Origin of the sequence: Amycolatopsis acididurans, from assembly GCF_012328925.1 — a bacterium.
GTDB classification, from domain to species: Bacteria; Actinomycetota; Actinomycetes; order Mycobacteriales; family Pseudonocardiaceae; genus Amycolatopsis_E; species Amycolatopsis_E acididurans.
Map to the genome: position 1 here is coordinate 1 of NZ_JAAXLS010000077.1, position 22,490 is coordinate 22,490.

The 22,490-nt window shown below is 68.5% G+C and carries 27 protein-coding genes; 16 read left to right on the forward strand and 11 right to left on the reverse strand.

Annotation, left to right across the window (positions count from 1 at the left end; translation table 11 throughout):
* Both HFP15_RS40125 and phoU read left to right on the forward strand, forming a co-directional pair.
* On the forward strand, nucleotides 1-1,425 hold a 1,425-nt coding region (locus HFP15_RS40125), incomplete at its 5' end, for an LCP family protein (RefSeq protein WP_376768933.1).
* 77 nt (nucleotides 1,426-1,502) lie between these two features.
* Nucleotides 1,503-2,168, forward strand: coding sequence for a phosphate signaling complex protein PhoU (phoU, locus tag HFP15_RS40130; RefSeq protein ID WP_168523499.1), 666 nt, complete (start codon nucleotides 1,503-1,505; stop codon nucleotides 2,166-2,168).
* On the opposite strand, the gene HFP15_RS40135 is transcribed toward phoU, so the two are convergent.
* The 8 genes from HFP15_RS40135 to HFP15_RS40170 all read right to left on the reverse strand — a co-directional run bounded on the left by HFP15_RS40135 (nucleotide 2,144) and on the right by HFP15_RS40170 (nucleotide 9,564).
* The gene (locus HFP15_RS40135; RefSeq protein ID WP_312871986.1) at nucleotides 2,144-2,788 is read right to left on the reverse strand and encodes a GTP pyrophosphokinase; all 645 of its coding nucleotides are present in this window, start codon (nucleotides 2,786-2,788) and stop codon (nucleotides 2,144-2,146) included. The genes phoU and HFP15_RS40135 overlap by 25 nt on opposite strands.
* Nucleotides 2,789-2,810: 22 nt before the next feature.
* Complete coding sequence (locus HFP15_RS40140; protein WP_168523501.1) at nucleotides 2,811-3,719, reverse strand: EamA family transporter; 909 nt, start codon at nucleotides 3,717-3,719, stop codon at nucleotides 2,811-2,813.
* Between the two features lie 49 nt (nucleotides 3,720-3,768).
* Complete coding sequence (gene pstB / locus HFP15_RS40145; RefSeq protein ID WP_168523502.1) at nucleotides 3,769-4,545, reverse strand: phosphate ABC transporter ATP-binding protein PstB; 777 nt, start codon at nucleotides 4,543-4,545, stop codon at nucleotides 3,769-3,771.
* A gap of 3 nt (nucleotides 4,546-4,548) precedes the next feature.
* Nucleotides 4,549-5,478 carry a phosphate ABC transporter permease PstA gene (pstA, locus tag HFP15_RS40150; RefSeq protein ID WP_168523504.1) on the reverse strand — a complete coding sequence of 310 codons (930 nt, stop codon included), beginning with the start codon at nucleotides 5,476-5,478 and terminating at the stop codon, nucleotides 4,549-4,551.
* Between the two features lie 3 nt (nucleotides 5,479-5,481).
* Nucleotides 5,482-6,405 (reverse strand): phosphate ABC transporter permease subunit PstC, encoded by a 924-nt coding sequence (gene pstC / locus HFP15_RS40155; RefSeq protein WP_168523546.1) that lies wholly within the window; start codon nucleotides 6,403-6,405, stop codon nucleotides 5,482-5,484.
* Between the two features lie 159 nt (nucleotides 6,406-6,564).
* A complete protein-coding gene (pstS, locus tag HFP15_RS40160; protein ID WP_168523548.1) occupies nucleotides 6,565-7,695 on the reverse strand; it encodes a phosphate ABC transporter substrate-binding protein PstS in 1,131 nt (376 codons plus the stop codon).
* A gap of 212 nt (nucleotides 7,696-7,907) precedes the next feature.
* Nucleotides 7,908-8,801, reverse strand: a complete 894-nt coding sequence (gene mshD, locus HFP15_RS40165) for a mycothiol synthase (RefSeq protein ID WP_168523506.1) — start codon at nucleotides 8,799-8,801, stop codon at nucleotides 7,908-7,910.
* Nucleotides 8,802-8,811: 10 nt separating this feature from the next.
* Complete coding sequence (locus HFP15_RS40170) at nucleotides 8,812-9,564, reverse strand: winged helix-turn-helix transcriptional regulator (protein WP_168523508.1); 753 nt, start codon at nucleotides 9,562-9,564, stop codon at nucleotides 8,812-8,814.
* 193 nt (nucleotides 9,565-9,757) lie between these two features.
* On the opposite strand from HFP15_RS40170, the gene HFP15_RS40175 reads away from it, so the two are divergent.
* The 8 genes from HFP15_RS40175 to HFP15_RS40210 all read left to right on the forward strand — a co-directional run bounded on the left by HFP15_RS40175 (nucleotide 9,758) and on the right by HFP15_RS40210 (nucleotide 15,184).
* The gene (locus tag HFP15_RS40175) at nucleotides 9,758-10,630 is read left to right on the forward strand and encodes an LmeA family phospholipid-binding protein (protein WP_312871987.1); all 873 of its coding nucleotides are present in this window, start codon (nucleotides 9,758-9,760) and stop codon (nucleotides 10,628-10,630) included.
* 3 nt (nucleotides 10,631-10,633) lie between these two features.
* Nucleotides 10,634-11,095, forward strand: coding sequence for a thioredoxin family protein (locus HFP15_RS40180; protein WP_168523512.1), 462 nt, complete (start codon nucleotides 10,634-10,636; stop codon nucleotides 11,093-11,095).
* A gap of 174 nt (nucleotides 11,096-11,269) precedes the next feature.
* On the forward strand, nucleotides 11,270-11,707 hold the full coding sequence (locus tag HFP15_RS40185) for a DUF4395 domain-containing protein (protein ID WP_168523514.1): 438 nt from the start codon (nucleotides 11,270-11,272) through the stop codon (nucleotides 11,705-11,707).
* A gap of 40 nt (nucleotides 11,708-11,747) precedes the next feature.
* A complete protein-coding gene (locus HFP15_RS40190) occupies nucleotides 11,748-12,584 on the forward strand; it encodes a sulfurtransferase (protein WP_168523516.1) in 837 nt (278 codons plus the stop codon).
* Between the two features lie 2 nt (nucleotides 12,585-12,586).
* Nucleotides 12,587-12,895 (forward strand): DUF1416 domain-containing protein, encoded by a 309-nt coding sequence (locus tag HFP15_RS40195; protein ID WP_168523518.1) that lies wholly within the window; start codon nucleotides 12,587-12,589, stop codon nucleotides 12,893-12,895.
* Nucleotides 12,896-13,115: 220 nt separating this feature from the next.
* Entirely contained in the window at nucleotides 13,116-13,730 is a 615-nt protein-coding gene (locus tag HFP15_RS40200) for a heme-binding beta-barrel domain-containing protein (protein WP_168523520.1), read from the forward strand.
* Nucleotides 13,731-14,336, forward strand: a complete 606-nt coding sequence (gene pxpB / locus HFP15_RS40205; protein ID WP_168523522.1) for a 5-oxoprolinase subunit PxpB — start codon at nucleotides 13,731-13,733, stop codon at nucleotides 14,334-14,336.
* Entirely contained in the window at nucleotides 14,333-15,184 is an 852-nt protein-coding gene (locus tag HFP15_RS40210) for a 5-oxoprolinase subunit C family protein (protein WP_168523524.1), read from the forward strand. Before pxpB ends, HFP15_RS40210 begins: the two co-directional genes overlap by 4 nt.
* Here HFP15_RS40210 and HFP15_RS40215 read toward each other — a convergent pair.
* Complete coding sequence (locus tag HFP15_RS40215) at nucleotides 15,175-16,023, reverse strand: aminodeoxychorismate lyase (protein ID WP_168523526.1); 849 nt, start codon at nucleotides 16,021-16,023, stop codon at nucleotides 15,175-15,177. The two genes, HFP15_RS40210 and HFP15_RS40215, sit on opposite strands and share 10 nt — an antisense overlap.
* Before the next feature lie 31 nt (nucleotides 16,024-16,054).
* Here HFP15_RS40215 and ygfZ point away from each other — a divergent pair, with 31 nt between their 5' ends.
* Nucleotides 16,055-17,182 carry a CAF17-like 4Fe-4S cluster assembly/insertion protein YgfZ gene (gene ygfZ, locus HFP15_RS40220; protein ID WP_168523528.1) on the forward strand — a complete coding sequence of 376 codons (1,128 nt, stop codon included), beginning with the start codon at nucleotides 16,055-16,057 and terminating at the stop codon, nucleotides 17,180-17,182.
* 51 nt (nucleotides 17,183-17,233) lie between these two features.
* A complete protein-coding gene (locus tag HFP15_RS40225; protein WP_168523550.1) occupies nucleotides 17,234-17,800 on the forward strand; it encodes an RsiG family protein in 567 nt (188 codons plus the stop codon).
* On the opposite strand, the gene HFP15_RS40230 is transcribed toward HFP15_RS40225, so the two are convergent.
* Nucleotides 17,797-18,690, reverse strand: coding sequence for a DUF8083 family protein (locus HFP15_RS40230; protein WP_168523530.1), 894 nt, complete (start codon nucleotides 18,688-18,690; stop codon nucleotides 17,797-17,799). The genes HFP15_RS40225 and HFP15_RS40230 overlap by 4 nt on opposite strands.
* Nucleotides 18,691-18,886: 196 nt before the next feature.
* On the opposite strand from HFP15_RS40230, the gene HFP15_RS40235 reads away from it, so the two are divergent.
* The 4 genes from HFP15_RS40235 (at nucleotide 18,887) to HFP15_RS40250 (ending at nucleotide 21,637) form a co-directional block, all read left to right on the forward strand.
* Nucleotides 18,887-19,075 (forward strand): DUF3073 domain-containing protein, encoded by a 189-nt coding sequence (locus HFP15_RS40235; RefSeq protein WP_168523532.1) that lies wholly within the window; start codon nucleotides 18,887-18,889, stop codon nucleotides 19,073-19,075.
* A gap of 88 nt (nucleotides 19,076-19,163) precedes the next feature.
* Nucleotides 19,164-20,024 carry a 3-hydroxybutyryl-CoA dehydrogenase gene (locus tag HFP15_RS40240; protein ID WP_168523534.1) on the forward strand — a complete coding sequence of 287 codons (861 nt, stop codon included), beginning with the start codon at nucleotides 19,164-19,166 and terminating at the stop codon, nucleotides 20,022-20,024.
* Between the two features lies 1 nt (nucleotide 20,025).
* Nucleotides 20,026-20,922: a Gfo/Idh/MocA family protein gene (locus HFP15_RS40245; RefSeq protein ID WP_168523536.1), complete on the forward strand. Its 897-nt coding sequence runs from the start codon at nucleotides 20,026-20,028 to the stop codon at nucleotides 20,920-20,922.
* 127 nt (nucleotides 20,923-21,049) lie between these two features.
* Nucleotides 21,050-21,637, forward strand: coding sequence for a VanZ family protein (locus tag HFP15_RS40250; protein WP_168523538.1), 588 nt, complete (start codon nucleotides 21,050-21,052; stop codon nucleotides 21,635-21,637).
* A 504-nt stretch (nucleotides 21,638-22,141) separates the two neighbouring features.
* Here HFP15_RS40250 and arfB read toward each other — a convergent pair.
* Nucleotides 22,142-22,490, reverse strand: a 349-nt coding sequence (gene arfB / locus HFP15_RS40255) for an alternative ribosome rescue aminoacyl-tRNA hydrolase ArfB (RefSeq protein ID WP_168523540.1), incomplete at its 5' end; no start/stop codon positions are given.

Consider the following 22,490-nt stretch of genomic DNA (forward strand, 5'->3'; position numbering starts at 1 on the left):
GGCCCGGTGCGCCCCCCGCGCCCGCCCCGGCCCCGTACGGTCACTCCGGAAGAGCGGATGACCATGACGGACGAGCTGGAGCCGATCGACGACAGCACCAAGGTCCGCCGCAAGATCGACCACACGCTCGCCCGCTTCTCCGCCGCGCACGACGAGCTGGCGGCCGAGGAGGCCAAGCGCAAGGCCCGGCTCGAACGGCTCGCCGCGCGGCCCCAGCAGCTGCTGGAGCAGACGCGCACCAAACTGCAGCGCGTCGTCGCCCCCATGAAATCCGCCGGTCCGGACGAGCCGACCCGCGCGGTGGGTAAACCCCAGACCCGGTTGCAGGAGAAGAAACAACGCAAGGTCGAACGTTCGGTGCTCGCCGGGCGGATCTCGGTGATCGTGATCGCCGTGCTCGTCTTCCTCGGCACCGGCGCCGCCTGGGGCACCAAGACCTGGTTCAACAGCAAGTTCAACCAGATCGCCGCGCTGGACGAGAACTCCGCCGACATCGCGCCCGGACAGACCGGAGACGAGAACTTCCTCATCGCAGGCTCCGACACCCGCGCGGGCGCGACGGCCGAGGAGAACGTGGGCACCGCCAGCGAGGTCGAGGGCGCCCGCTCGGACACCGTGATGCTCGCCCACGTGCCCGCCGACCGGAAGCGCGCCGTGGTCATCTCCTTCCCGCGTGACCTGGAGATCTCGCGCCCCGCGTGCCAGCGTTTCGACGCGACTGCGAACACCTACTCCGACCAGGTCGTGGACGCCGCGACGAAGGTCAAGCTCAACACCGCTTATGCCGTCGGCGGTCCCCGCTGCCTCACCAAATGGGTCCAGCAGCTCACCGGCCTGAAGATCAACCATTTCGTCGGCATCGACTTCGGCGGCTTCAAGGACATGGTCGACGCCGTCGGCGGGGTCACCGTCAACGTCGACAAACCGATCAAGGACACCGTGCTCGGCATGGTGGTCTCGCAGACCGGCCCGGTGCCGATTTCCGGCGACCAGGCGCTGAGCTTCGTCCGCGCCCGGCACGTCATCGGTGACCCGACCTCGGACTACGGCCGCATCAAACGGCAGCAGGAGTTCATCGGCGCGCTGCTGACCAAGGTCATGTCGCACGGCGTGCTGACCAACCCCGGCCAGCTCACCGACTTCGTCAACGCGTTCGCCAAGGCCACGTTCGGCGACAACATCGGTGTCGACCAGCTGCTGACGCTGGCCCAGTCGATGAAGGGACTGGACGCCAGCAAGGTCAGCTTCATGACCGTCCCGACCACCGGCGAGGCCAACTCACGTGGCAACGAGGTGCTCATGGACACCAAGGCCAAGGAGCTGTTCCAGGCCCTCATCGACAACGCTCCGTTACCGGGCACCACCCCTGCGCCGACCAACACGAGCGCCCAGGCCGCCGGCACGCCCGCCAAGACCGACCAGTGAACATTCGTAAGGCGGGGTTCACTTCCGATTCACTCCGCGATGCCGGGATAGCCTGTCCCAGGCCGTAAAGTGTGGCCATGCGCGAGGCTTACCACGTCGAACTCGAACAGCTGGCCGACAATCTGGCGGACATGTCCGTCCAGGTCGCCAACGCCATGGAGCTGGCCACCAAGGCCTTGCTCAACGCGGATCTTTCGCTGGCCGAGCAGGTGATCGGTGCCGACGCGAAAATCGACGACGCGCGCGCCGAGTGTGAGGAGCAGGCCTACGCACTGCTCGCGCTGCAGGCCCCCGTCGCCACCGACCTGCGTACCGTGCTCGCGGTGATCCACGCCGCGGAAAGCCTGGAGCGGATGGGCGACCTGGCGCTGCACGTCGCCAAGGCCGCCCGCCGCCGGCACCCCGACAGCGCTCTGCCGGACCCGGTCCGGCCGCTGTTCTCCGAGATGGGCGAGGCGGTCGTGCGGCTGGCGCTGCGGGTCCAGGAGGTCATCAAGTCCCGGGACGTCGAGGCGGCCCGCTCGCTGGAGGCCGACGACGACCGGATCGACGAGATCCACCGCCACCTGTTCAGCGTGATCATGGCGAAGGACTGGGAATTCGGTGTGCCCGCGGCGGTGGACGTCACGCTGCTCGGCCGCTTCTACGAGCGCTACGCCGACCACGCCGTCTCGGTCGCGAAGCGCATGGTCTTCGTCGTCACCGGCCGGATGCCCGGTTACGGCTCCGACGACGACATCTGAGTCCGCTCGTGCAGGGCGGTCATCCTGCGGTCGAGGTCGGCCGCGGTGATGGCCGCCGCGCGTAGCTCTTCGCGAAAGCCGGTCGGGGCTTCCCCTTCGTACTTGTAGAACAGCTTGTGCTCGACGGCGGCCCAGAAGTCCATCGCGATCGTGCGCATCTGGATCTCGACCTTGACCCGCTCCACCCGGTCGGACAGGAACACCGGGATGCGCACGATCAGGTGCAGGCTGCGATAGCCGTTGGGCTTCGGGTCGTCGATGTAGTCCTTGGTCTTGACGATCTCGACGTCGTCCTGGCGCCCCAGCATTCCCGCGACCATGTACACGTCGGGCACGAACGGGCACACCACGCGGATGCCCGCGACGTCGTCGATGTGCTCGCGCACCGCCTCGATCGTCGGTTCGTGCCCCTTGCGGCGCAGCTTCCGCACGATCGCCTCCGGCCGCTTCACGCGGCTGATGATGTGCTCGATCGGATCGTGCTGGTGCGCGAAGTCGAACTCCTCGGAAAGGATCTTCAGCTTCGTCATCAGCTCGTCCACCGCGAACTTGTAGATCATGAGCTCACTGCGGAGCTCACGCAGCAGGTGCGGGTGATCGACATCGTCGAGAACGGTCACGGCTACCAGACTACTGACCTGGTCAGACGTCCCGTGGAGCCGAGCGGGTGGCTCCGATCGAAGCCGCCACGACGCAGCACAACGCCAGCCACTGCAACGGGCGCAGCTGCTCGCCGAGCACCAGCAGTCCGGCCAGTGCGGCCACCGCCGGTTCGAGGCTCATCAGGATGCCGAACACCCGCGGCGGGATCTTGCGCAGCGCCTCCAGCTCCAGCGAGTACGGGATGACCGAGGACAGCAACGCGACAGCGAGCCCGACGAGCAGGATCCACGGCGAGAGCAGGCCGGTGCCGGTCTCCACGATTCCGACGGGCATCGCGATCATCGCGGCGACGGCCATGCCGAGCGCGAGCCCGTTGCCTTCCGAGGTGCGGCTGCCCAGCGCGGCACCCAGCAGGATGTAGCCGCCCCAGCAGGCACCGGCACACAGCGCGAACAGCATGCCCACCAGCGAAAGGTCGCCGCGGCTCTCGGTCAGCAGCACCACACCGCCCGCGGCCAGCAGCGCCCACAACCCGTCGAGCAGTTTGCGGGACCCGGCGAGCGCGACCACGAGCGGGCCGAGGAACTCGATGGTCACCGCCAGCCCCTGCGGAATCCGGGCCAGCGCCTGGTAGAAGAACAGGTTCATCAGGCCGAGCACGGCCCCGTAGGCGATCACCACCGGCCAGCCCTGGCGGCCGAGGCGCAACGCCGGGCGCCAGATCAGCAGCAACACCAGCGCCGCGAAGAACAGCCGGAGCGTGACCGTGCCCGCCGCACCCGCGACCGTGAACAGCTGCTTGGCCAGCGAGGCGCCGACCTGGACGCTGACGATACCGACCAGAACCTGAAGCGGCGGCGGGATCGCACCGAGTGCGCGTCCCGCCGCCGCGATGGCCCGTGGCCGTGGTAGGCGCCCCCCGAGCTCGTCTACGTGAACCGAAACCACGTCCACGACGGTAGCGGGAGCCGCCGACAAAACCGATGTATTTTCCGCCTCAGCCGAAGCGGCCGGAGATGTAGTCCTCGGTGGCCTTCTCGTCGGGGTTGGAGAAGATCTTCTCCGTGTCGTTGAGTTCGACGAGGCGGCCGGGCTGGCCGACTCCGGCGAGGTTGAAGAACGCCGTCTGGTCCGAGACCCGCGCCGCCTGCTGCATGTTGTGGGTCACGATGACGATCGTGTAGTCCTTCTTCAGCTCACCGATCAGGTCCTCGATGGCCAGGGTCGAGATCGGGTCCAGCGCCGAGCACGGCTCGTCCATCAGCAGCACGTCCGGCCGCACCGCGATCGCCCGCGCGATGCACAGCCGCTGCTGCTGACCACCGGAGAGGCCACCGCCGGGCTTGCCGAGCCGGTCCTTGACCTCGTTCCACAGGTTCGCGCCCCGCAGCGCGCGCTCGGCGATGTCGTCGAGCTCCCGCTTGCTGCCGCCGCCCGCCAGCTTCAGCCCGGCCACCACGTTGTCGCGGATGGACATCGTGGGAAACGGGTTGGGCCGCTGGAACACCATGCCGATGGTCCGCCGCACCTGCACCGGGTCCACATTGGACCCGTAGATGTTCTCGCCGTCCAGCAGCACTTCGCCGTCCACCCGCGCGCCGGGGATGACCTCGTGCATCCGGTTCAGGGTGCGCAGCACGGTGGACTTGCCGCATCCGGAGGGGCCGATGAACGCGGTGACGTTGCGCGGCGGCACCGACAAGGTCACGCTGTCGACAGCGTGGAACTTGCCGTAGTAGATGTCCAGATCCTTGACGTCGATTCGCTTAGCCATGGCTCACTTCTTCTTCGGGGCGACCACGCGGGAGACCACCGTGGCGATCAGGTTGATCAGGGCGATGATGAGGACGAGGGTCAGCGCCGCGCCCCAGATCCGGTCGAAACCGACGCTGCCGGGCTCCATGGAGTTGGTGGCCCGTTCATTGTTCATCAGCAGCGGCAGCGCCGCCTGGCCGTTGTTGAACAGATCCCAGTTCGTGTACTGGGAGTAGCCGACCAGCACCAGCAGCGGCGCGGTCTCGCCCATCACGCGGGCCAGCGCCATCATGATGCCGGAGATGATGCCCGACAGCGCCGTGGGCAGCACGACCTTCATGATCGTCTTCCACTTCGGCACACCCAGCGCATAGGACGCCTCGCGCAGGTCGTCCGGCACGATCCGCAGCATCTCCTCCGCCGAGCGGACCACGACCGGGATCATCAGCAGCACCAGCGCCAGCGACACGGCGAAACCGCTGCGCGGCAGGCCGAGCGTGGTGATCCAGAGCGCGTAGATGAACAGCGCCGCCACGATCGAGGGCACACCGGAGAGGATGTCGACCATGAACGTGGTGACCTTGCTCAGCCGGGTGTTGCGGCCGTACTCCACCAGGTAGATCGCCACGCCGAGACCCAGCGGCACGGCGATGACCGCGCACATCAGACCCTGTTCGAGCGTGCCCACGATGGCGTGCAGCACGCCACCGCCGACCTCGTCGGACAGCACCAGGCTGAAGTCCTGGGACCACCAGTTCGAGTAGGGGATGCGCTTGATGCCGTTGGCGATCACGGTGTAGAGCACCCACACCAGCGGCACCACGGCGATCAGGAACGACAGCCACACCAGCACGGTGGCCACGTTGTTCTTGACCTTGCGGCGGAGACTGACCTGCTGGAACGCCGGTGATGCCGCCGGGCGCTCGGTTTCGGACAGGGTGTCGGTCGTCATGCCTTACGCCCCCTTCCGCTCGCCGATGATCGCGCGGGCCGCGAAGTTCACCGCGAACGTGAGCACGAACAGGACCAGACCGGCGGCGATGTACGCGCCGGCCGAGGTCGGGTTGTTGAACTCCGCGTAGTTCGCGGCGATCTGCGAGGCGAAGGTCGCGCCGCCGTCGAAGATGCTCCAGCCGAAGTGGCCCCCGCGCGGGATGTACAGGATGACCGCCAGCGCGATGGTTTCGCCGAGCGCGCGCCCGAGACCGAGCATCGAGGCGCCGATGTAGCCGCCCTTGCCGAACGGCAGCACGGTGGTCCGGATGACCTCCCACCTGGTCGCGCCGAGCGCGAGCGCGCCCTCGACCTGCGCGGTCGGGGTGCGCTCGAAGACCTCGCGGGACAGCGACGTGATGATCGGCAGCAGCATCACCGCGAGCACCACGCCGGCGGTGAAGATCGTGCCGGAGAAGTTCGGGAAGATGTTGCCGGTGCCGAAGATCGGAATGAAGCCCAGCGTCTTGTTGAGCCACCCGGAGACGGGTGCCAGATCCGGCGCGAGCACGAGGATTCCCCAGAGACCGAAGATGATCGAGGGCACCGCCGCGAGCAGGTCGACGACGTAGGCGAACGGCCGGGCCAGCTGCCTCGGCGCGTACTGGGTGAGGAACAGGGCGATGCCCAGCGAGATCGGCATGGCGATCACCAGCGCCACGAGTGACGTGTAGACCGTGACCAGGAACAGGTCGAGGATGCCGAAGCTCAGGTTGGTCGGATCGTTGGTGACCCACACGCGCGAGGTCAGGAAGCTGACGTGGTCGGCACGAAGCGCGGGGATCGCCTGCACGATCAGGAAGATCCCGATCAGCGCGATCAGCGCGACGACGACGATGCCGGCGCCGGTGGTCAGGTTCTTGAAGATGCGGTCACCCGGCCGCACCTTGGTTCGCTTCGCGGTCACTGATTGCGCCGAAATCGTGGCCTCCGGGGGGATATAGACGACGACGGACGCCCACCGGGGTCACCGGTGGGCGTCCGCGTCGAGGTTGGCTCGCTCATGAGGTACTTCTAGTCCAACCCGTGTTCATGGTCGAGAACCTCAGGACGACATCGCGTTGATCGAGGTGAGCACCTTGTCCTGCAGGCTCTGCGGCAGCGGGACGAAGCCCTTGTCCGCGATCGGCTGCTGCGCGGTGGTGGCCGAAACCGTCAGGAACGCCTTGACCGCCTTGAGGGTGTCGGCGTCGTAACCCTTCGAGCAGACCAGCTCGTAGGTCGCCAGCAGCAGCGGGTAGGCACCCGGGGTGTTGGAGGCGTAGATCTTGTCCAGGTCCATCGCCAGGTCGTTGGTGCCGGGCGACTTGAAGGCGGCCGCGTCCAGCGCCTTGCCCACGTTCTGCGGGGTCAGCTCGACACCGCCGGAACCGCTGTCCAGCTTGGCGGCGGTCAGGCCGTCCTTGACGTAGGAGGACTCGATGTAGCCGATCGCGCCGTCCGCCGCGCGGATGCCCGAGGCGACACCGTTCGAGCCCTGCGCACCGTTGCCGACGCCGCCCTTGAAGGCCTTGCCGGTGCCCTGGGTCCAGGCGCCCTTCGAGGAGGCGGCCAGGTAGTGCTGGAAGTTGTCGGTGGTGCCCGACTCGTCGGAACGGGAGAACACCTGGATCGGCTTGGCCGGCAGGTTCACGCCCGGGTTGAGGGCGGCGATCGCCGGGTCGTTCCAGGTCTTGATCTGGCCGTTGAAGATCTTCGCCGCGGTCTCGCCGTTCAGGGTCAGCGAGGAGACGCCGCCCAGCTTGTAGGCGATCGCGATCGGGCCGACGACCATCGGCAGGTTCCACGCCGGGGCGCCCGCGCAGCGGGTCTTGGCGGCGTCCGCGTCGGTGCCCGACAGCGGCGAGTCCGAACCACCGAAGTCGACCTGCTTGGCGTTGAACTGCTTCACACCGGAGCCGGAACCCGTGGCGTTGTAGGTGACCTGCTGGCCGGAGCACTGCTTGGAGTACTCCAGCGCGAAGACGTCCATGGCGGTCTTCTGCGCCGTCGAGCCCTCGCCGGTGAGCGGGGTCTTGCCGCCACAGTCGACCTTGGCGGAGCCGGTCGCCGCGGTGGCCGCGCCCGAGGTCGCCTGGCCCGATTTCTGCGAGGCCGGGTCGCTGCCGCAGGCAGCAAGCACGAGAGCGGCGCTAGCCACGATGCCGACTGCGCCCATCGGCCGCATGATCTTCACTTTCATGTCCTCCAGCTGTCTCAGCCTTGTCGAATCGGACACTAGGCAGACAGGGTGGACACGCGGCCGTATAGAGGTGAACGAAAAGTGAACAAGGGGCCTGTTTCGGGGTGGGATACTTCACCGTAACGAGTGTCGTGTCCTCGTCGTGACCTGCGAGTTTGCGATCCGTGACCGTCCAAACGTGCTCGGTTAACGACCCGAATGGGCAGTCACTGTGCGTATTGCACGTCTACGTTGTATCGGGTGAAGCCGAGCCGCGAGTACACGGCGATCGCTGGCGCATTGTCACCTTCGACGTACAGGATGACCTGCTCCAGGCCGCGTTCCCGCAGATAGCGAAGGCCGGCCAGGGTCAGCGCCTTGCCGAGTCCCCCGCCCTGCGCGGCCGGGTCGACACCCACCACATAGACCTCCCCGACCGGTTTCCCACCGAACTCACCGGGGGCGGCCGGATGCACCTTCGTCCAGTGGAAGCCGATCACGCGGCCGTCGCGCTCGGTGAGGAAGAAGCCGTCGGGGTCGAACCAGTCGTCCCGTTCCGTGGCGAGCAGTTCGTCGACGGTCATGCTGCCCTGCTCGGGATGCCAGTCGAAGGCACGCGAATTGACGTCGATGAACGCCCGCTCGTCCGAGCCGGGTACGAACGTTCGCAGCGTGACGCCCTCGGGAAGCCGGGGCTCGGCCCAGTCCTCGCGGACCGGGGTGTGCATGACGAGCAGCTCACGGTCCCGGTGGAAACCCTCGTGCTCGGCGATCCTGGCCGCGGCGGGCCGGTCGCCGTGCGCCCACACGCGCACGTTGTGATCCGCCTTGCCGACCAGCGTGTGGGCGAGTTCGGCGCCGTAACCCCGGCGCCGGTACGCGGGATGCACGATCAGTTCCGCGACCTGGCGGCCGAACGAATCGCCCGTGGTGTCCAGATGCGCGTAGCCGACCAGCGCGTCCCCCGCGCGGCCCAACAGATGAAGGCCGTCGCCGAACGGCAACGGCCCTTCATCGGTGATCTCCGGACGTCCGTCGGCCGCCCGCGCGGCGAGCAGCAGCTCGCGGATCTCGCGCGTGCGGGCCTCGTCCAGCTCGTCAACCCATACCGAAGTCAGCACGGGTTCGAAACTACGTGGTCGGCAGCTCGCTCGGCAGCTCGGCAAGGGTGTCGAAGGACACCGGCGGCATCGTCTTCGCCCCGCTCTTGGCGGGCCGCTCGAACTTGTAGCCGACGTTGCGCACGGTGCCGATCATCTGCTCGTGCTCGGGGCCGAGCTTCGCGCGCAGCCGCCGGACGTGCACGTCGACCGTGCGGGTGCCACCGAAGAAGTCGTAGCCCCAGACCTCCTGCAGCAGCTGGGCGCGGGTGAACACCCGGCCCGCATGCTGGGCGAGGTACTTGAGCAGCTCGAACTCCTTGTAGGTGAGCTCGAGGGTGCGGCGGCGAAGGCGCGCGGTGTAGGTCGCCTCGTCGATGACCAGCTCGCCGACCCGCAGCTCGGCGTCGACCTGGGTCGCTCCACCGTCGCGCGTGGTGGCCAGCCGCAGCCGTGCGTCCACCTCGGCGGGGCCCGCGGTGGGCAGCAGGATGTCGTCGGTGCGCCATTCCGCGCTCACGGCCACCAGTCCGCCCTCGCCGACGACGGCGATGATCGGGGTGCTGGCCTCGTCCTCGCCGGTGCCCTTGAGCAGCCGGCACAGGCTCTTAGCGGACGCGAGATCGGTCCGGGCGTCGAGCAGGATGACGTCGCGGTGGCCGGCGTCCAGCAGCGCGGTGACTTCGGGCGCGCGCACGCGTACCGTGTGCGGCAGCAGATCGAGGGCCGGCAGGACTGCGGTGGCCTCCGCCTCGGGAGTGAGTACGAGCAGGTCCAAGCTCATTGCCACACCGCCTTCTCTTCGAGTCGTAGCCCAGGGGCAATGTTTTAAGAGAATAGCCGGTGAACGCGGCATATACCCCTGCTCTGCCGTGCTCGTCACAGCGGCGTCACACTGGGGGCGCCTATCGTACGTCCAAAATTACGACCGCGTATCGAACTTCCTGACAGATCGGATACGAAGAGTGAGCAGGCCTGTGACCCAGGATCGCCCCGGCCCGGACGCCGCCGACAAGCGCCGCGGAAGGCGTACCCGGCGCATCATCGTGAGCCTGGCCGTTCTCGTCGCGGTGCTGGTCGCGGCCGATTTCGGGCTCGCCGCGTTCGCCGAGCACACGGTGTCGCAGAAGGCGCGTCAACAGCTCAGCCTCGCCGACGATCCGTCTGTAACCATTCACGGTTTTCCATTCACCACCCAGGCGATTGGTGGTGACTACGGTCACATCTCGCTGTCCGCGTCCGGAGTTCCCATCAAGGACCTGAAGGACGTGGGCGTCAGCGCCGAGCTCTACAACGTGCAAGCCCCGCTGTCGGACCTGCTCAAGGGCAACACCAAGGCGATCGACGTCGGCAAGCTCGACGCACAGGTCACGATCAAGGCCAGCGACATCAACAAGGTCGACCCGCTCACCAAGATCGAGGACCTGCGCATCGACCCGTCGAGCATCTCCTACGTGCAGACCGGTCAGGACGAGGCGACCGGCTCGGATGCGACGACGACCACACAGAACGCCCAGCAGCAGGACAAGTCCAAGGCGGGTGTGCGGCTGTCCGGCAACGTGCAGATCGCTGGTCAGAAGCTGGAAATCTTCTGCTTCGCGCTCATCGAGCTGCACGGCACGGCGATCGACATCGTGCCGACCCGGCTGCAGTACGGGAATGACAAGGAGACCACCGTCGTTCCCCAAGCGGTACAGAAGGCGCTGTTGCCCAACTTCAAGGCCACGATCGACACCGGGAACCTGCCGTTCAAGGTGACCCCGACGGCGGTCCAGGTGAACCCGGGTTCGGTGACGATCAAGGGCGAGGCCGAGAACGTGAACTTCAGCGGCGCCACGTCGGGAGGATGATCGATGGTCGGCATCTGGGTCGTGCTCGGTGTGCTCGTCGCCGGTCTCGTGGCGGGTGCGGTCATGCGTGCGCGAAACGGCCGGATCCGCGAGGTGACGACGGCGCCGCGACACACGCTGCCCGGCCCGGTCGCCGACGTGCTCGACGCCGCGGCGCCGGTGACCCTGGTGCAGATCTCCACCACGTTCTGCGCGCCGTGCCGGCACGCCCGTGCGGTGCTGGAGCCACTGGCCGAGCGCACCGAGGGACTGCGCCACGTCGAGTTGGACGTCACGAACCAGCCCGAGGTCGCGCAGGAACTGCGCGTGCTGCGCACCCCGACCACGATCGCTTTCTCGCCTGATGGGACGGAACTGCTCCGGATCGACGGCGTTCCCAAGGGCCCTGCCGTGCTGGAAGCCCTTGACAAGCACCTTTCCGGAGTCCACCTGGTGAACGAGGTTCCCACGGACAGGGACCGCTAGGTACATTGGTCGGCGTGGACAGGCTGCCCCTCACTCTGCTGACGCAACGTCGCGCGGTCGATCTTTGCCGCGTGCGTAGCAGCCTCTGTCTGGCGTAACGAGTTTCTTCGCTCGTTTTCCGCCCGATTTTTCCTTCCTTCGCGCGTACCTGCGCGCGTATGCCCAGGAGGTTCCATGTCAGCAGGACCAGCAGTCGACCCGCGTGGCCCGCGGTTCGCGGCGGTCGTGACAACCGTCGTGCTCGTGGTAGTGCTCGTCACCGGCTGGTGGCCGCTGCTCGCACTGCAAACGATCGTGTTCGCCATCGGCGCTTTCGTCGGGCTCAAGCCCGCGCCCTATTCCGTGCTCTACCGCTACCTCGTGGCGCCGAGGCTGGGGCCGACCAGCGAGCGTGAGGAGGCCGCGCCGCTGCGCTTCGCGCAGACCGTCGGTTTCGTGTTCGCACTGGTGGGCACGATCGGTTACGCGAGCGGGGTCACCGCGCTCGGTGTCGTGGCGACCGCGTTCGCGTTGTTCGCTGCGTTCCTCAACGCGGCGTTCAACTTCTGTCTCGGCTGCGAGATGTACCTGTTGTTCCGGCGCTTCGTCCCGAGCGCCAGCCAAGCGTCCTGACAGTCCACCCAGTAGAAGAAAGAAAGAGAGTGCAGCTCAAATGAGCCGTGAAGACGTCCTGGTCACGACGCAGTGGGCCGAGGAGAACCTGGACACCCCTGGCGTGGTCTTCGCCGAGGTGGACGAGGACACCAGTGCCTACGACGGCGGTCACATCCGCGGCGCCGTGAGGATCGACTGGAAGACCGAGCTCCAGGACCCGGTGCGCCGCGACTTCGTGGACAAGGCCGGTTTCGAGGCGCTGCTGTCCCAGAAGGGCATCTCCAATGATGACCTGGTGGTCCTCTACGGCGGTAACAACAACTGGTTCGCGGCTTACGCGTACTGGTACTTCAAGCTTTACGGCCACGACAAGGTCCAGCTGCTCGACGGTGGGCGTAAGAAGTGGGAGCTCGACGGCCGCGAGCTGAACTCCGACGAGGTCAAGCGCGAGCCCACCAACTACGTCGCCAAGGAGCCGGACACCAAGATCCGCGCCTTCCGCGACGAGGTCGTCGACGCGATCGGCACCAAGAACCTGGTCGACGTCCGCTCGCCTGACGAGTTCTCGGGCAAGCTGCTGGCCCCGGCGCACCTGCCGCAGGAGTCCGCGCAGCGGGCCGGTCACATCCCGACAGCGCTGAACGTGCCGTGGGCCAAGACCGCGAACGAGGACGGCACCTTCAAGTCGGCCGACGAGCTCAAGGAGCTCTACAACGAGGCCGGCCTGGACACCAGCAAGGCGACCATCGCCTACTGCCGCATCGGCGAGCGCTCCAGCCACACCTGGTTCGCGCTGCACGAGCTGATCGGCCTTTCCGACGTCAAGAACTACGACGGTTCGTGGACGGAATACGGCTCGCTGGTCGGCGTGCCGATCGAGACGGGAGCGAAGTGAACATGAGTGCTGACGGTTGCGGCGCGCCGGTGCAGACGGCGACGCCGGCTGATGTGGACACGCAGGGCCAGGTCGTCGTCGCCGGCAAGGTGACGGGCTCCGACGGCCCGGTCGGCGGCGCGTACGTGCGCCTGCTCAACGGTGACGGCGATTTCGCGGGCGAGGTGCAGGCCTCCCCCGAGGGCGACTTCCGGTTCTACGCCGCTCCCGGCGCGTGGACCGTGCGTGCCCTGCACCGCACCGGCAACGGCGAGGCTTCGGTGAACGCGGCGGGCCCCGGCCTGCACCAGCTCACCATCGCCGTCGCCTGACGAAGTTCCACGCACGGGGCCGCCATCGCCGCGATGGCGGCCCCGTGCTTTTCCCGTCGTGGCGCTCGCCACCACGATGAGTGGCCGCGCAGTGCCGGGAGCTATCCTCACTGGCGTGGAAATCCTGTTTACGACGTTGCTGGTGATCGCCGGTATCGCCATCCTGTGGTTCGCCGTCTACGTCATCTACCGTCTGTACGCCGACCAGCGATAAGGCCTCATGAGTACCGGCGACGAAGCCATCCAGGCCGCGGAGGAGCGCGCGGCGAGCACGCGGGACCGCAACCTCCCGCAGTTCGACGATCTGCCCATTCCGGCGGACACCGCGAATCTGCGCGAGGGGCCGAACCTCAGCGACGCATGCCTGGCGCTGCTGCCGCTCGTCGGCGTGTGGCGCGGCGAAGGTGAGGTCAACTACCCCACCATCGACGGCCCGGTCAAGTTCGCCCAGCAGCTCACCATCGCGCACGACGGCCGCCCCTTCCTCTACCACGAGGCGCGGTCGTGGCTGCTCGACGACGAGGGCAACGTCATCCGGCCCGCCGCCCGCGAAGTCGGCTGGTGGCGGCCGCAGCCCGACGACACGATCGAGCTGCTGCTCACGCACTCCAGCGGCATCGTCGAGATCTTCTACGGAAAACCCCGCGGCCAGACCTCGTGGGAGCTGGGCACCGACGCGGTCCTCCGCACCGCGACGGCCAAGGAGGTCACCGGCGCACAGCGGCTGTACGGCCTGGTCAACAACGGCGACCTCGGCTACGTCGAGGAGCGCGCCATGGTCGGCCAGCCTCTGCAACCCCACGTCTCCGCGTACCTGCGCCGCGTTGTGGGTTGAGTGCGCTGGCTGCCTTACGGCCCTGAGGCCGCGCTCATCGAGTGCGACTCGCTGAGTCAGATGAGTGCCGTACGTGCCGCGGTCGCCGGGCTTCCCGATCTGCTCGAGGTCGTTCCCGGGGCGCGCAGCGTGCTCGTGGTCGCGCGGCCGCGCACGGACGCGCTAGGCGACGTGCGCCGGGTGCTCGAGTCCGCCGATCTCGCCAACCCGCCCGGCACCGAGCCCCGCGAGATCGTGCTGGAGGTCTCCTACGACGGCGAGGACCTCGCGCTGGTCGCCGAGACGGCGGGCATCACCACCGCCGAGGTGGTCCAGCTGCACACCGGTGCCGAATACACCGTCGCTTTCACCGGTTTCGCGCCTGGGTTCGCCTATCTGACCGGGCTGCCGGACGTGCTTCAACAGTCCAGGTTGGACAGTCCACGAACGAGGGTGCCGGCAGGTTCGGTCGGTATCGCGGGCGAGTTCACCGGCGTCTACCCGCGTTCCTCGCCCGGTGGGTGGCGCCTGCTCGGCCACACCGAAACCGTCCTGTTCGACCCCCGGGCGGAGCGGCCCGCGCTGCTCGCACCCGGCGACCGTGTGCGCTTCCGGAGCCGGGGATGAGGGCGCTCGACGTGCTGGCGACCGGACCGGCGGCACTCGTGCAGGACCTCGGCCGGCCGGGATTCGCGCACCTGGGCGTACCGCCGTCGGGGGCGCTCGACGCGCCGGCGCTCCGGCTGGCGAACCGGCTCACCGGCAATCCCGAGCATGCGGCCGGGATCGAGGCCCTGCTCGGCGGCCTGTCGGTTCGCGCACGGTGTTCCTGCACCGTCGCGGTGACCGGCCCCGTCGTACCCGTCAGCCGTGACGAACGCGAGCTCGGTTCACACGCCCCGATCTACCTCGCACCGGGCCAGACGCTGGCCATCGGCACCCCGGACACCGGCCTGCGCTGCTACCTGGCCGTCTCCGGCGGCATCGACGTCGAGCCGGAGCTGGGCAGCCGGTCCCGCGACGTGCTGTCCGAGATCGGACCGCCGCCGCTGGCACCCGGCGATGTGCTGAGGCTCGGCGAACGCCACGGCATCCCCGCCGGTGAAGACGAACTGGCGGCGCCGTCCCAGGCCGGTGAACTCGTGGTGCCGGTCTGGCTCGGGCCGCGCGACGACTGGTTCGCCGAGCCCGCGGCCCAGCTGGCCCGGACCTGGACCGTCACGCCCGATTCGAATCGGGTCGGCCTGCGGCTGGACGGGGAACCGTTGCGCCGCACGAAGAACGACGAACTTCCCAGTGAGGGACTGCTGACCGGCGCGATCCAGGTGCCGCCGAACGGGTTGCCGGTGGTGTTCCTCGCCGACCACCCGACCACCGGCGGTTACCCGGTCATCGCCGTCGTGGCGCCCGGCGCGCTACCCGCACTCGCGCAGGCGCGCCCCGGCACCACGGTGCGCTTCAGGCCTCAGGCGTAGACGCTTTCGTAGGCCGCCGCCAGCTCCGCGTGGATCTCGCTGGAATCCGGCAGCGCCTTGCCGTCGAGCGTGTGCACACGGGTCAGTTTGCGCACGCTGGAGGCCAGGAACAGGCCGTCCGCACCGGCGAGCTCGTCGGCGTGCAGCGGTTCGATCTTGGTCGTCCACCCGGCGTGTTCGGCACCGCGGAACACCGCCGCCTGCGTGGTCCCGGGCAGGATGCCGATCGTCGCGGGAGGCGTGTACAGCGTGCGGCCGCGGGCGAGCACGACGTTGGACGTCGGCCCCTCCAGCACCGAACCGTCGGTCGCCGTGAAGATGACATCGCTCGCGCCGCGCCGGTCGGCTTCGCGCACCGCGGCCATGTTGATGCCGTACGACAGCGACTTAGCACCCAGCAGCAGCCACGGCGCGCGCTCGGCCAGATCCGGGGCGATCCCCCGGTCGAGCGTCACCACCGCGACGCCCTCGGTCCGGGCGCGGATCACCTTCTCGCCGATCGGCAGGCCCATCGCGTAGGCCGTCGGCCGCGCCTCCGGGTCGCCCTCGATACCGCGCGTGTAGACCAGTTTGAGCGCGAACTCGCCGCCACCGGTCCAGTTGTCGATCACCGTCCGTACGACTCGCTGCCACGCCTCGTCGTCCGGCTCCGGCAGGTCCAGCATCGACGCCGACCGTGCGAGCCGGTCGAGGTGCGGCCGCAGTTCGCGAGGCTTGCCGTCCGCGACCAGCACCGTCTCGAAGACGCCGTCGCCGCGCATCAGACCGAGGTCGTCCACGCGAATGTGGGCGGCGTCCGGATCGGCGAGTGTGCCGTCGAGGAAAGCGAGTACGCGCATGGACCCACCGTACTCACCTACCATTGGGGGTATGGCCTATCAGTCCCCGCTACTGGAAGCGCCCGGTTCCGTCGCACCACCGGAGGGCAACCCGGAGCAAGGCGTGCCATGGCACTGGGGTGACCCGTTCGCCGAGCAGCGCACCGCCACGCGAAGCGTCGCGGTCGTCGACCGGTCGCACCGCGAGGTGCTGAAGGTGACGGGACCGGAACGGCTGTCGTGGCTGCATCTGGTGATCTCGCAGCACGTGACCGACCTGCCCGAAGGCGGTGGCACCGAGGCACTCGTGCTGGACAGCCAGGGCCACATCGACACGCACATGGTCCTCGCGCACGTCGGCGAGGCCGTCTACCTCGACTCCGACCCCGGCGCGCAGGCCACGAGCGCGCTGCCGAAGGGCGGCCCGCAGTCGCTGCGCGAGTACCTCGAGGCGATGAAGTTCTGGTCGAAGGTCGAGATCTCCGACATCACCGGCGAACTCGCCGTGCTGACCCTGCTCGGCCCGGAACAGGATCGCATCCTCTCCACTTTGGACATCGCACTCGGCGCCGACGCTTATGCGGTGGCCGCCTTCGACGGTGGTTTCGCGCGGCGGATGCCGTGGCCCGGCCGTGCCAGCGTCGATCTGTTCGTCCCGCGCGCCGACCTGGCCGGCTGGTGGCGCCGCATCACCGACGCGGGCGCGCGCCCGGCGGGCAGCTGGGCCTTCGACGCCCTGCGCGTCGAGTCGTTGCGGCCCCGGCTCGGCGTGGACACCGACACCCGGTCCATCCCGCACGAGGTCGGCTGGATCGGCAGCGCCGCGCACGTCGCGAAGGGCTGCTACCGCGGGCAGGAGACGGTCTCGAAGGTGTTCAACGTGGGCAGGCCGCCGCGGCGCATGGTGCTGCTGCATCTGGACGGCTCGCCCGAGATCTACCCCGAGACCGGGGATGCGGTGCGGCTCGGCGAGCGGGTCGTCGGCCGCGTCGGCAGTGTGGCGCAGCATCACGAGCTGGGCCCGGTGGCCTTGGCGTTGCTGAAACGGTCGGCGCCGGTGGACGCGGAACTGCTCGCGGGCGACGAGGACCGGGTCGTGCAGGCCGCCGTGGATCCCGATTCGGTGCCGGCGGAAGGCGCCGCGCCTGGTCGCGAGGCCGCGGCGAGGTTGCGTGGCTGAAGGGATGAACCCGGCCTGGCGTATGGGTGTGGCATGGAGCAGGATGTCCGCGTGATCGAAGTCCGGCCGGGCGGACGCCGCCGCATCGACCGCGTCCTGGACCCCGGCTATGTGCGCGGCCTCGGTGAGCTGTCGCTCAAGCAGCTCCGTGAGCGCCGCGACGAGGCAGCGCAGGAAGAGACCGACCTGTCCTACCTGCGCAGGCTTCTGCACGTCCGCATCGACATCGTGCGTGCCGAACAGGAGCGGCGCAGCAGCGGCGGGCAGAGCAGCATCGTCGACCAGCTCGCCGCGATCCTGTCGGACAACGCGCTGCGCCCGGCCCGCGGTTCGGGCCGGTACCAGGGGCTCGAACCGTCGCGGGCGGGCGATCACCGCAGGCATGCCGAGGCGCTCGTCGGCAACACCGACCTGACCGATGTCGGCTCGCTGTCGGACGACAAGCTCGCCAAGACCCTGGACAGCTACGCCGAGGAAGAGTCCTCGGTCTCGCAGCGCCGCCGCGAGGTGCAGGCCGTGGTGGACGTCCTCAACGCCGAGATCGCCGGCCGCTACGCGCAGGGCATCGCGTCGGTGGACGACCTGCTCGCCGAGGAACGCAACCGCGACGAGGCCTAGTTGAAGTGCTCGCGTGAGGCGAGCAGGCTCCAGTACTCACGAAGGTTGTTGAACAGTTCCGCGAGTTCCTCGACGTTCCCGGTGCGCAGAGCCTCCAGGATCTTGTGCACGTCTTCCGCCGACGAGTCCGACTCCAGCAGCGGGTCCGCGATCAGCTGCACCAGCCCGCCGTAGTCCAGTTCCACCGCCGAGCCGGGATCGAAGTTCGTCAGCCAGCGCTCGGTCTCGGCGATGATGCGCGTCGGACCCGAATCGCCGAGGGTGCTCTCCGCCAGCTCGCGGGCCTCGGCCGCGCGGGTCAGCGCGTCTCCCATCGCCACGCGCCACGACAGTTCGCGATCGGGGTCGCCGGGCCCGGTGCCGGTGTGCAGCCGCCGCTGTTCCGGATCGACGAGCGCGAACCACGGCAACGGCACCGTCCACGTCGTCGACAGCACGTGCACCGCGGCCTTGTCGAGATCGCCGAGCGCGGAGCTGCTGCGGGAGCGGGCTCGCTCCGCCGTCACCCCACCCGCGTCGAGCACCGCCGCCCGCAGCGCCGGGTGCGCGTCGTCGAGGAAGCTCACCAGTGCGGCCGCCGAACGCGCCCGCAACTCCAGCGGGCAGACGAGCGGTCCCGGCCCGGTCTCGCCCGGCACGTCCGCCGGATCGAGCACGAGGACATCGGTGGTCGTACTCGGTGCGGCGCGGCCGTTTCCGAGCTCCGCGGGCAGCAGCCGAGGCGGCGCCGCGGCCTGTGATTTAAGCCACATGCGCTGCTCGCGCTCGCCCACCGTCGTGCGCGTGAGCTGCGCGGCCTCGATGGCCTTCAACAGCTGGTCAGAGGGTGGTTCGCCGAAAGCGGACAAGGGTTCGTACACCCGGAGATAGGCAACGAACGGTCGCAGCATCGTTGAATCCTGGCACGTCGATGACCCGCTGCGCGCACCGGCTGCGGGAAGGAGGCGAGACACTCGCCACGAGAGTAGAAGCCACGTCGCATTCCGACCCTGAGACAAGGTACGGTATGGACAGGAAATAGTTGTCGAGACATGCGGGGCCGCCGTTTCCCCCGGCCGCCCCGTCCCTGTGCGAGGGGGTCGAGCCATGGGGCGCGGCCGGGCCAAGGCCAAGCAGACGAAGGTGGCGCGAGAGCTCAAATACAGCACTCACGACACTGACTTCGAAGCTTTGCAGCGCGAGCTGTCAGGTAAATCCGCTCAGAACTCCCACGACGAGGACGACAAGTACGACGATCCGTACGCGGACGAGTACGACGACGACTACCGTCGTTGATGACTGACGAAGAACGAGGGTGGGCTCCGGTGAGCTACCGGGACCCGCCCTCGTTCCTCGTCGTGCTCGGGGTTCGAAGGAGAGTGCGATGACTGACATTTCACGCGTCGGCGTGATCGGCGCGGGACTGATGGGTTCGGGTATCGCGGAGGTGCACGCGCGAGCGGGTGCCGACGTGGTGATCACCGAGGTCAGCCAGCCCGCGCTGGACGCGGGACAAGCTCGGATCGAGAAGTCGCTGCAGCGTGGTGTACGCAGCGGCAAGCTCACCGAGGAGGACGCGGCAGCCGCGTTGAACCGGCTGACGTTCACCACGGATCTGGAGTCCTTCGCCGACCGCGACCTCGTGATCGAGGCGGTCATCGAACAGGAGCAGGCCAAGCTCGAGGTCTTCCGTTCCCTCGACAAGGTCGTGGAGCGCGCGGACGCGATCTTCGCCTCCAACACGTCCTCCATCCCGATCATGAAGCTCGGCATGGCGACGAACCGGCCGAAGCAGGTCATCGGCATCCACTTCTTCAACCCGGTTCCCGTGCTGCCGCTGGTCGAACTGGTGCCTTCGCTGCTCACCAGCGAGGAGACGATCAAGCGCGCCGACGAGCACGCCACAGGCATGCTCGGTAAGACGGTGATCCGTTCACAGGACCGCGCCGGGTTCATCGTGAACTCGCTGCTGGTGCCGTACCTGCTCTCGGCCATCCGGATGATCGAGTCCGGCTTCGCCTCGGCCGAGGACATCGACCGCGGCATGGAACTGGGCACGGCGCACCCGATGGGGCCGCTGCGCCTGTCCGACCTGATCGGCCTGGACACCATCAAGGCGATCGCCGAGTCGATGTACGACGAGTTCAAGGAACCGCTGTACTCCCCGCCGCCGCTCCTGCTCCGCATGGTCGACGCCGGGCTCCTCGGCAAGAAGAGCGGCCGCGGCTTCTACTCGTACGAATAACGTGGACGAGAGGCTGCGGGTCGGTCTCGTCGGCGGTGGTCCGTGGGCCCGGTCGGTGCACGCGCCCGGGCTGGCCGATCACCCCGGCACCACGCTGACCGCGGTGTGGACGCGCCGGCCCGAAGCCGCTCGCGAACTCGCCGACGCGCACGACGCCGCGGTGGCGGACACCTTCGACGAACTGCTCGGCCGGGTGGACGCCGTGTCGTTCGCCGTGCCGCCCGCGACTCAGGCCGAACTCGCCATCCTGGCGGCGAAAGCCGGCAAGCACGTGATCCTCGAAAAGCCGATCGCGCCCGACGTCGTCGCGGCCGAACGGCTCGCGGACGCGGTCACCGAGGCCGGGGTCGCGAGCCTGGTCATGCTGACCCTGCGGTATTCGGTCGAAACCCGCGACTGGCTGCGCGCGGTCGGCGAGGCCGGGGGCTGGACCGGCGGCAACGCGCGATGGCTTTCCGGTGCGCTGCTCGCCGGCGTTTACAGCGGATCCCCGTGGCGGCACGACGGCGGGGCGCTCGCCGATGTCGGGCCGCACGTGTTCGACCTGCTGGACGCCGCGCTCGGCCGGATCGTGCGGGTCGCGGGTGCGCACCGGACCGCCGACGATCTCGTGCACGTGATCTTCGAGCACGAGAACGACGTGACGAGCAGCGCCTCGCTCTCGATGCGGGTGCCGGTACGGCCGACCGTCGCCGAGTTCGCGGTCTACGGGCAGCACGGATACCGCGCCCTGAACCGGAAGCCGGGCGGCGGGGCCGCCGAGTCGTACACCGCATTGCTGGACGACTTCGCCGCGATGATCGCGACCGGCACGCGCGCGCATTCGTGCGATGTCCGGCGTGGCCTGCACCTGCAGCGCATCCTCGATGAGGTGCGCGAGGCCGTTTATCACGCCTGAAAATTCTTCACCTGATTGCCACGCCGGGTGCTTGGAAATTCACCGCAAAGTGCGCCCGCTTGATCCTGCCTTTTCTCCCACTCGCTGGAAAGATCATTTTCAGACGCGGGTCGGGGAAGGGGTACGCGTGACTGTTCTGACGACGAGTTTCGGGATTCTCGCACCGCTGACGATCATCGCCTTGCCGTTCGCCCTCTTCGCGTGGCGAATGCTGGCGATGTGGCGCAGCCGGGACAGACCCGCGTGGGCCGCGGCCACCACCGCGGGGCTCGACGTCGGCATAGTCGTGGTGTCGCTGGAGATCCTCGCGCTCACGATGATGCCGATGGGCGAGGGCAGCACACTGCACCTGATGCCCGGCTCCGACATCCTGACCGAATTCTCCGACGACGGTTCGTTGTGGCAGATCGCCGGAAACCTGCTTCTGCTGGCGCCGCTGGGCCTGCTCGTACCGCTGCGGGTGCCCGCGCTCCGGTCGATCCCGCGGATCACGTTCTTCGCGTTCGCGGTCTCCGTCGCCATCGAACTGATCCAGTACCTGCTGCACGCCGGACGCGTGACCTCCACCGACGACGTGCTGCTCAACACACTCGGCGCCGCGGCAGGCGCCACGCTCACCTGCGGCTGGGTACGCCGCCCGGAACCAGTGGCGATCCCGGCACAGGCCCGACGCCAAATCAACGGCGTCCGCCACCCAGTACGCACCGGCAAATAACCCCACCCCGCGAGTCCAGCCTTCCCCGCCCCCGAGTCGAGGCTTCCCCGCGCCCGAGTCGAGGCTTGCGTGCGCCCGAGTCGAGGGCCGTGCGTGCGAGTCGAGGCTTCCAGGTGCGCGAGTCGAGGTTTCCGTCCGCCCGAGTCGCGGCTTCCGGGTGCGCGAGTCGAGGGTTGCGTGGTGCGAGTTCAGGGTTGTGCGTGCGCGAGTCGGGACTTGGGGTGCGTGCAAGCCCAGGTTCCGTTGCATGTCGCGCGGCCACCACTCGCAACTCGGGCGCGCGGAACGCCCAACTCGCGCTCCCGCAACCCGGGACTCGGGCGCGTGGAAGGCTCGACTCGCGCTGCGGCAATCCGGGACTCGGGCGCATGGAACGCCCAACTCGCGCTCCCGCAACGCGGGACTCGGGCGCGTGGAAGGCTCGACTCGCGCTGCGGCAATCCGGGACTCGGGCGCGCGGAAGGCCCGACTCGGGGGCTTGGAAGGCTGGACTCGCGGGGTGGGTTAGTCGTCGTAGTGGGGGCGGCGGGTGCGTTTTACGTCGCTGCGGCGTTTCTTTTCGGCGAGGCGACGTTCCTTCGAGCCCTTGGTCGGCTTGGTGGGCCTGCGTTTGGGCGGCGGTGGTGCGGCGGCGTCGCGCAGTGCGGCGACGAGCCGGGCCCGCGCCGCTTCGCGGTTCGCCAGCTGGGCCCGGTTCTCGCTCGCCGCGATGGTGAGCACGCCGTCGTTGAGCCGGTTCGCGAGCCGAGCCAGCAGCCTCGGCCGCAGATCGTCCGGAATGGACGGTGACCGGGCCACGTCGAACGACAGCTCCACCCGCGAGTCGGTGGTGTTCACGCTGTCTCTTATACAC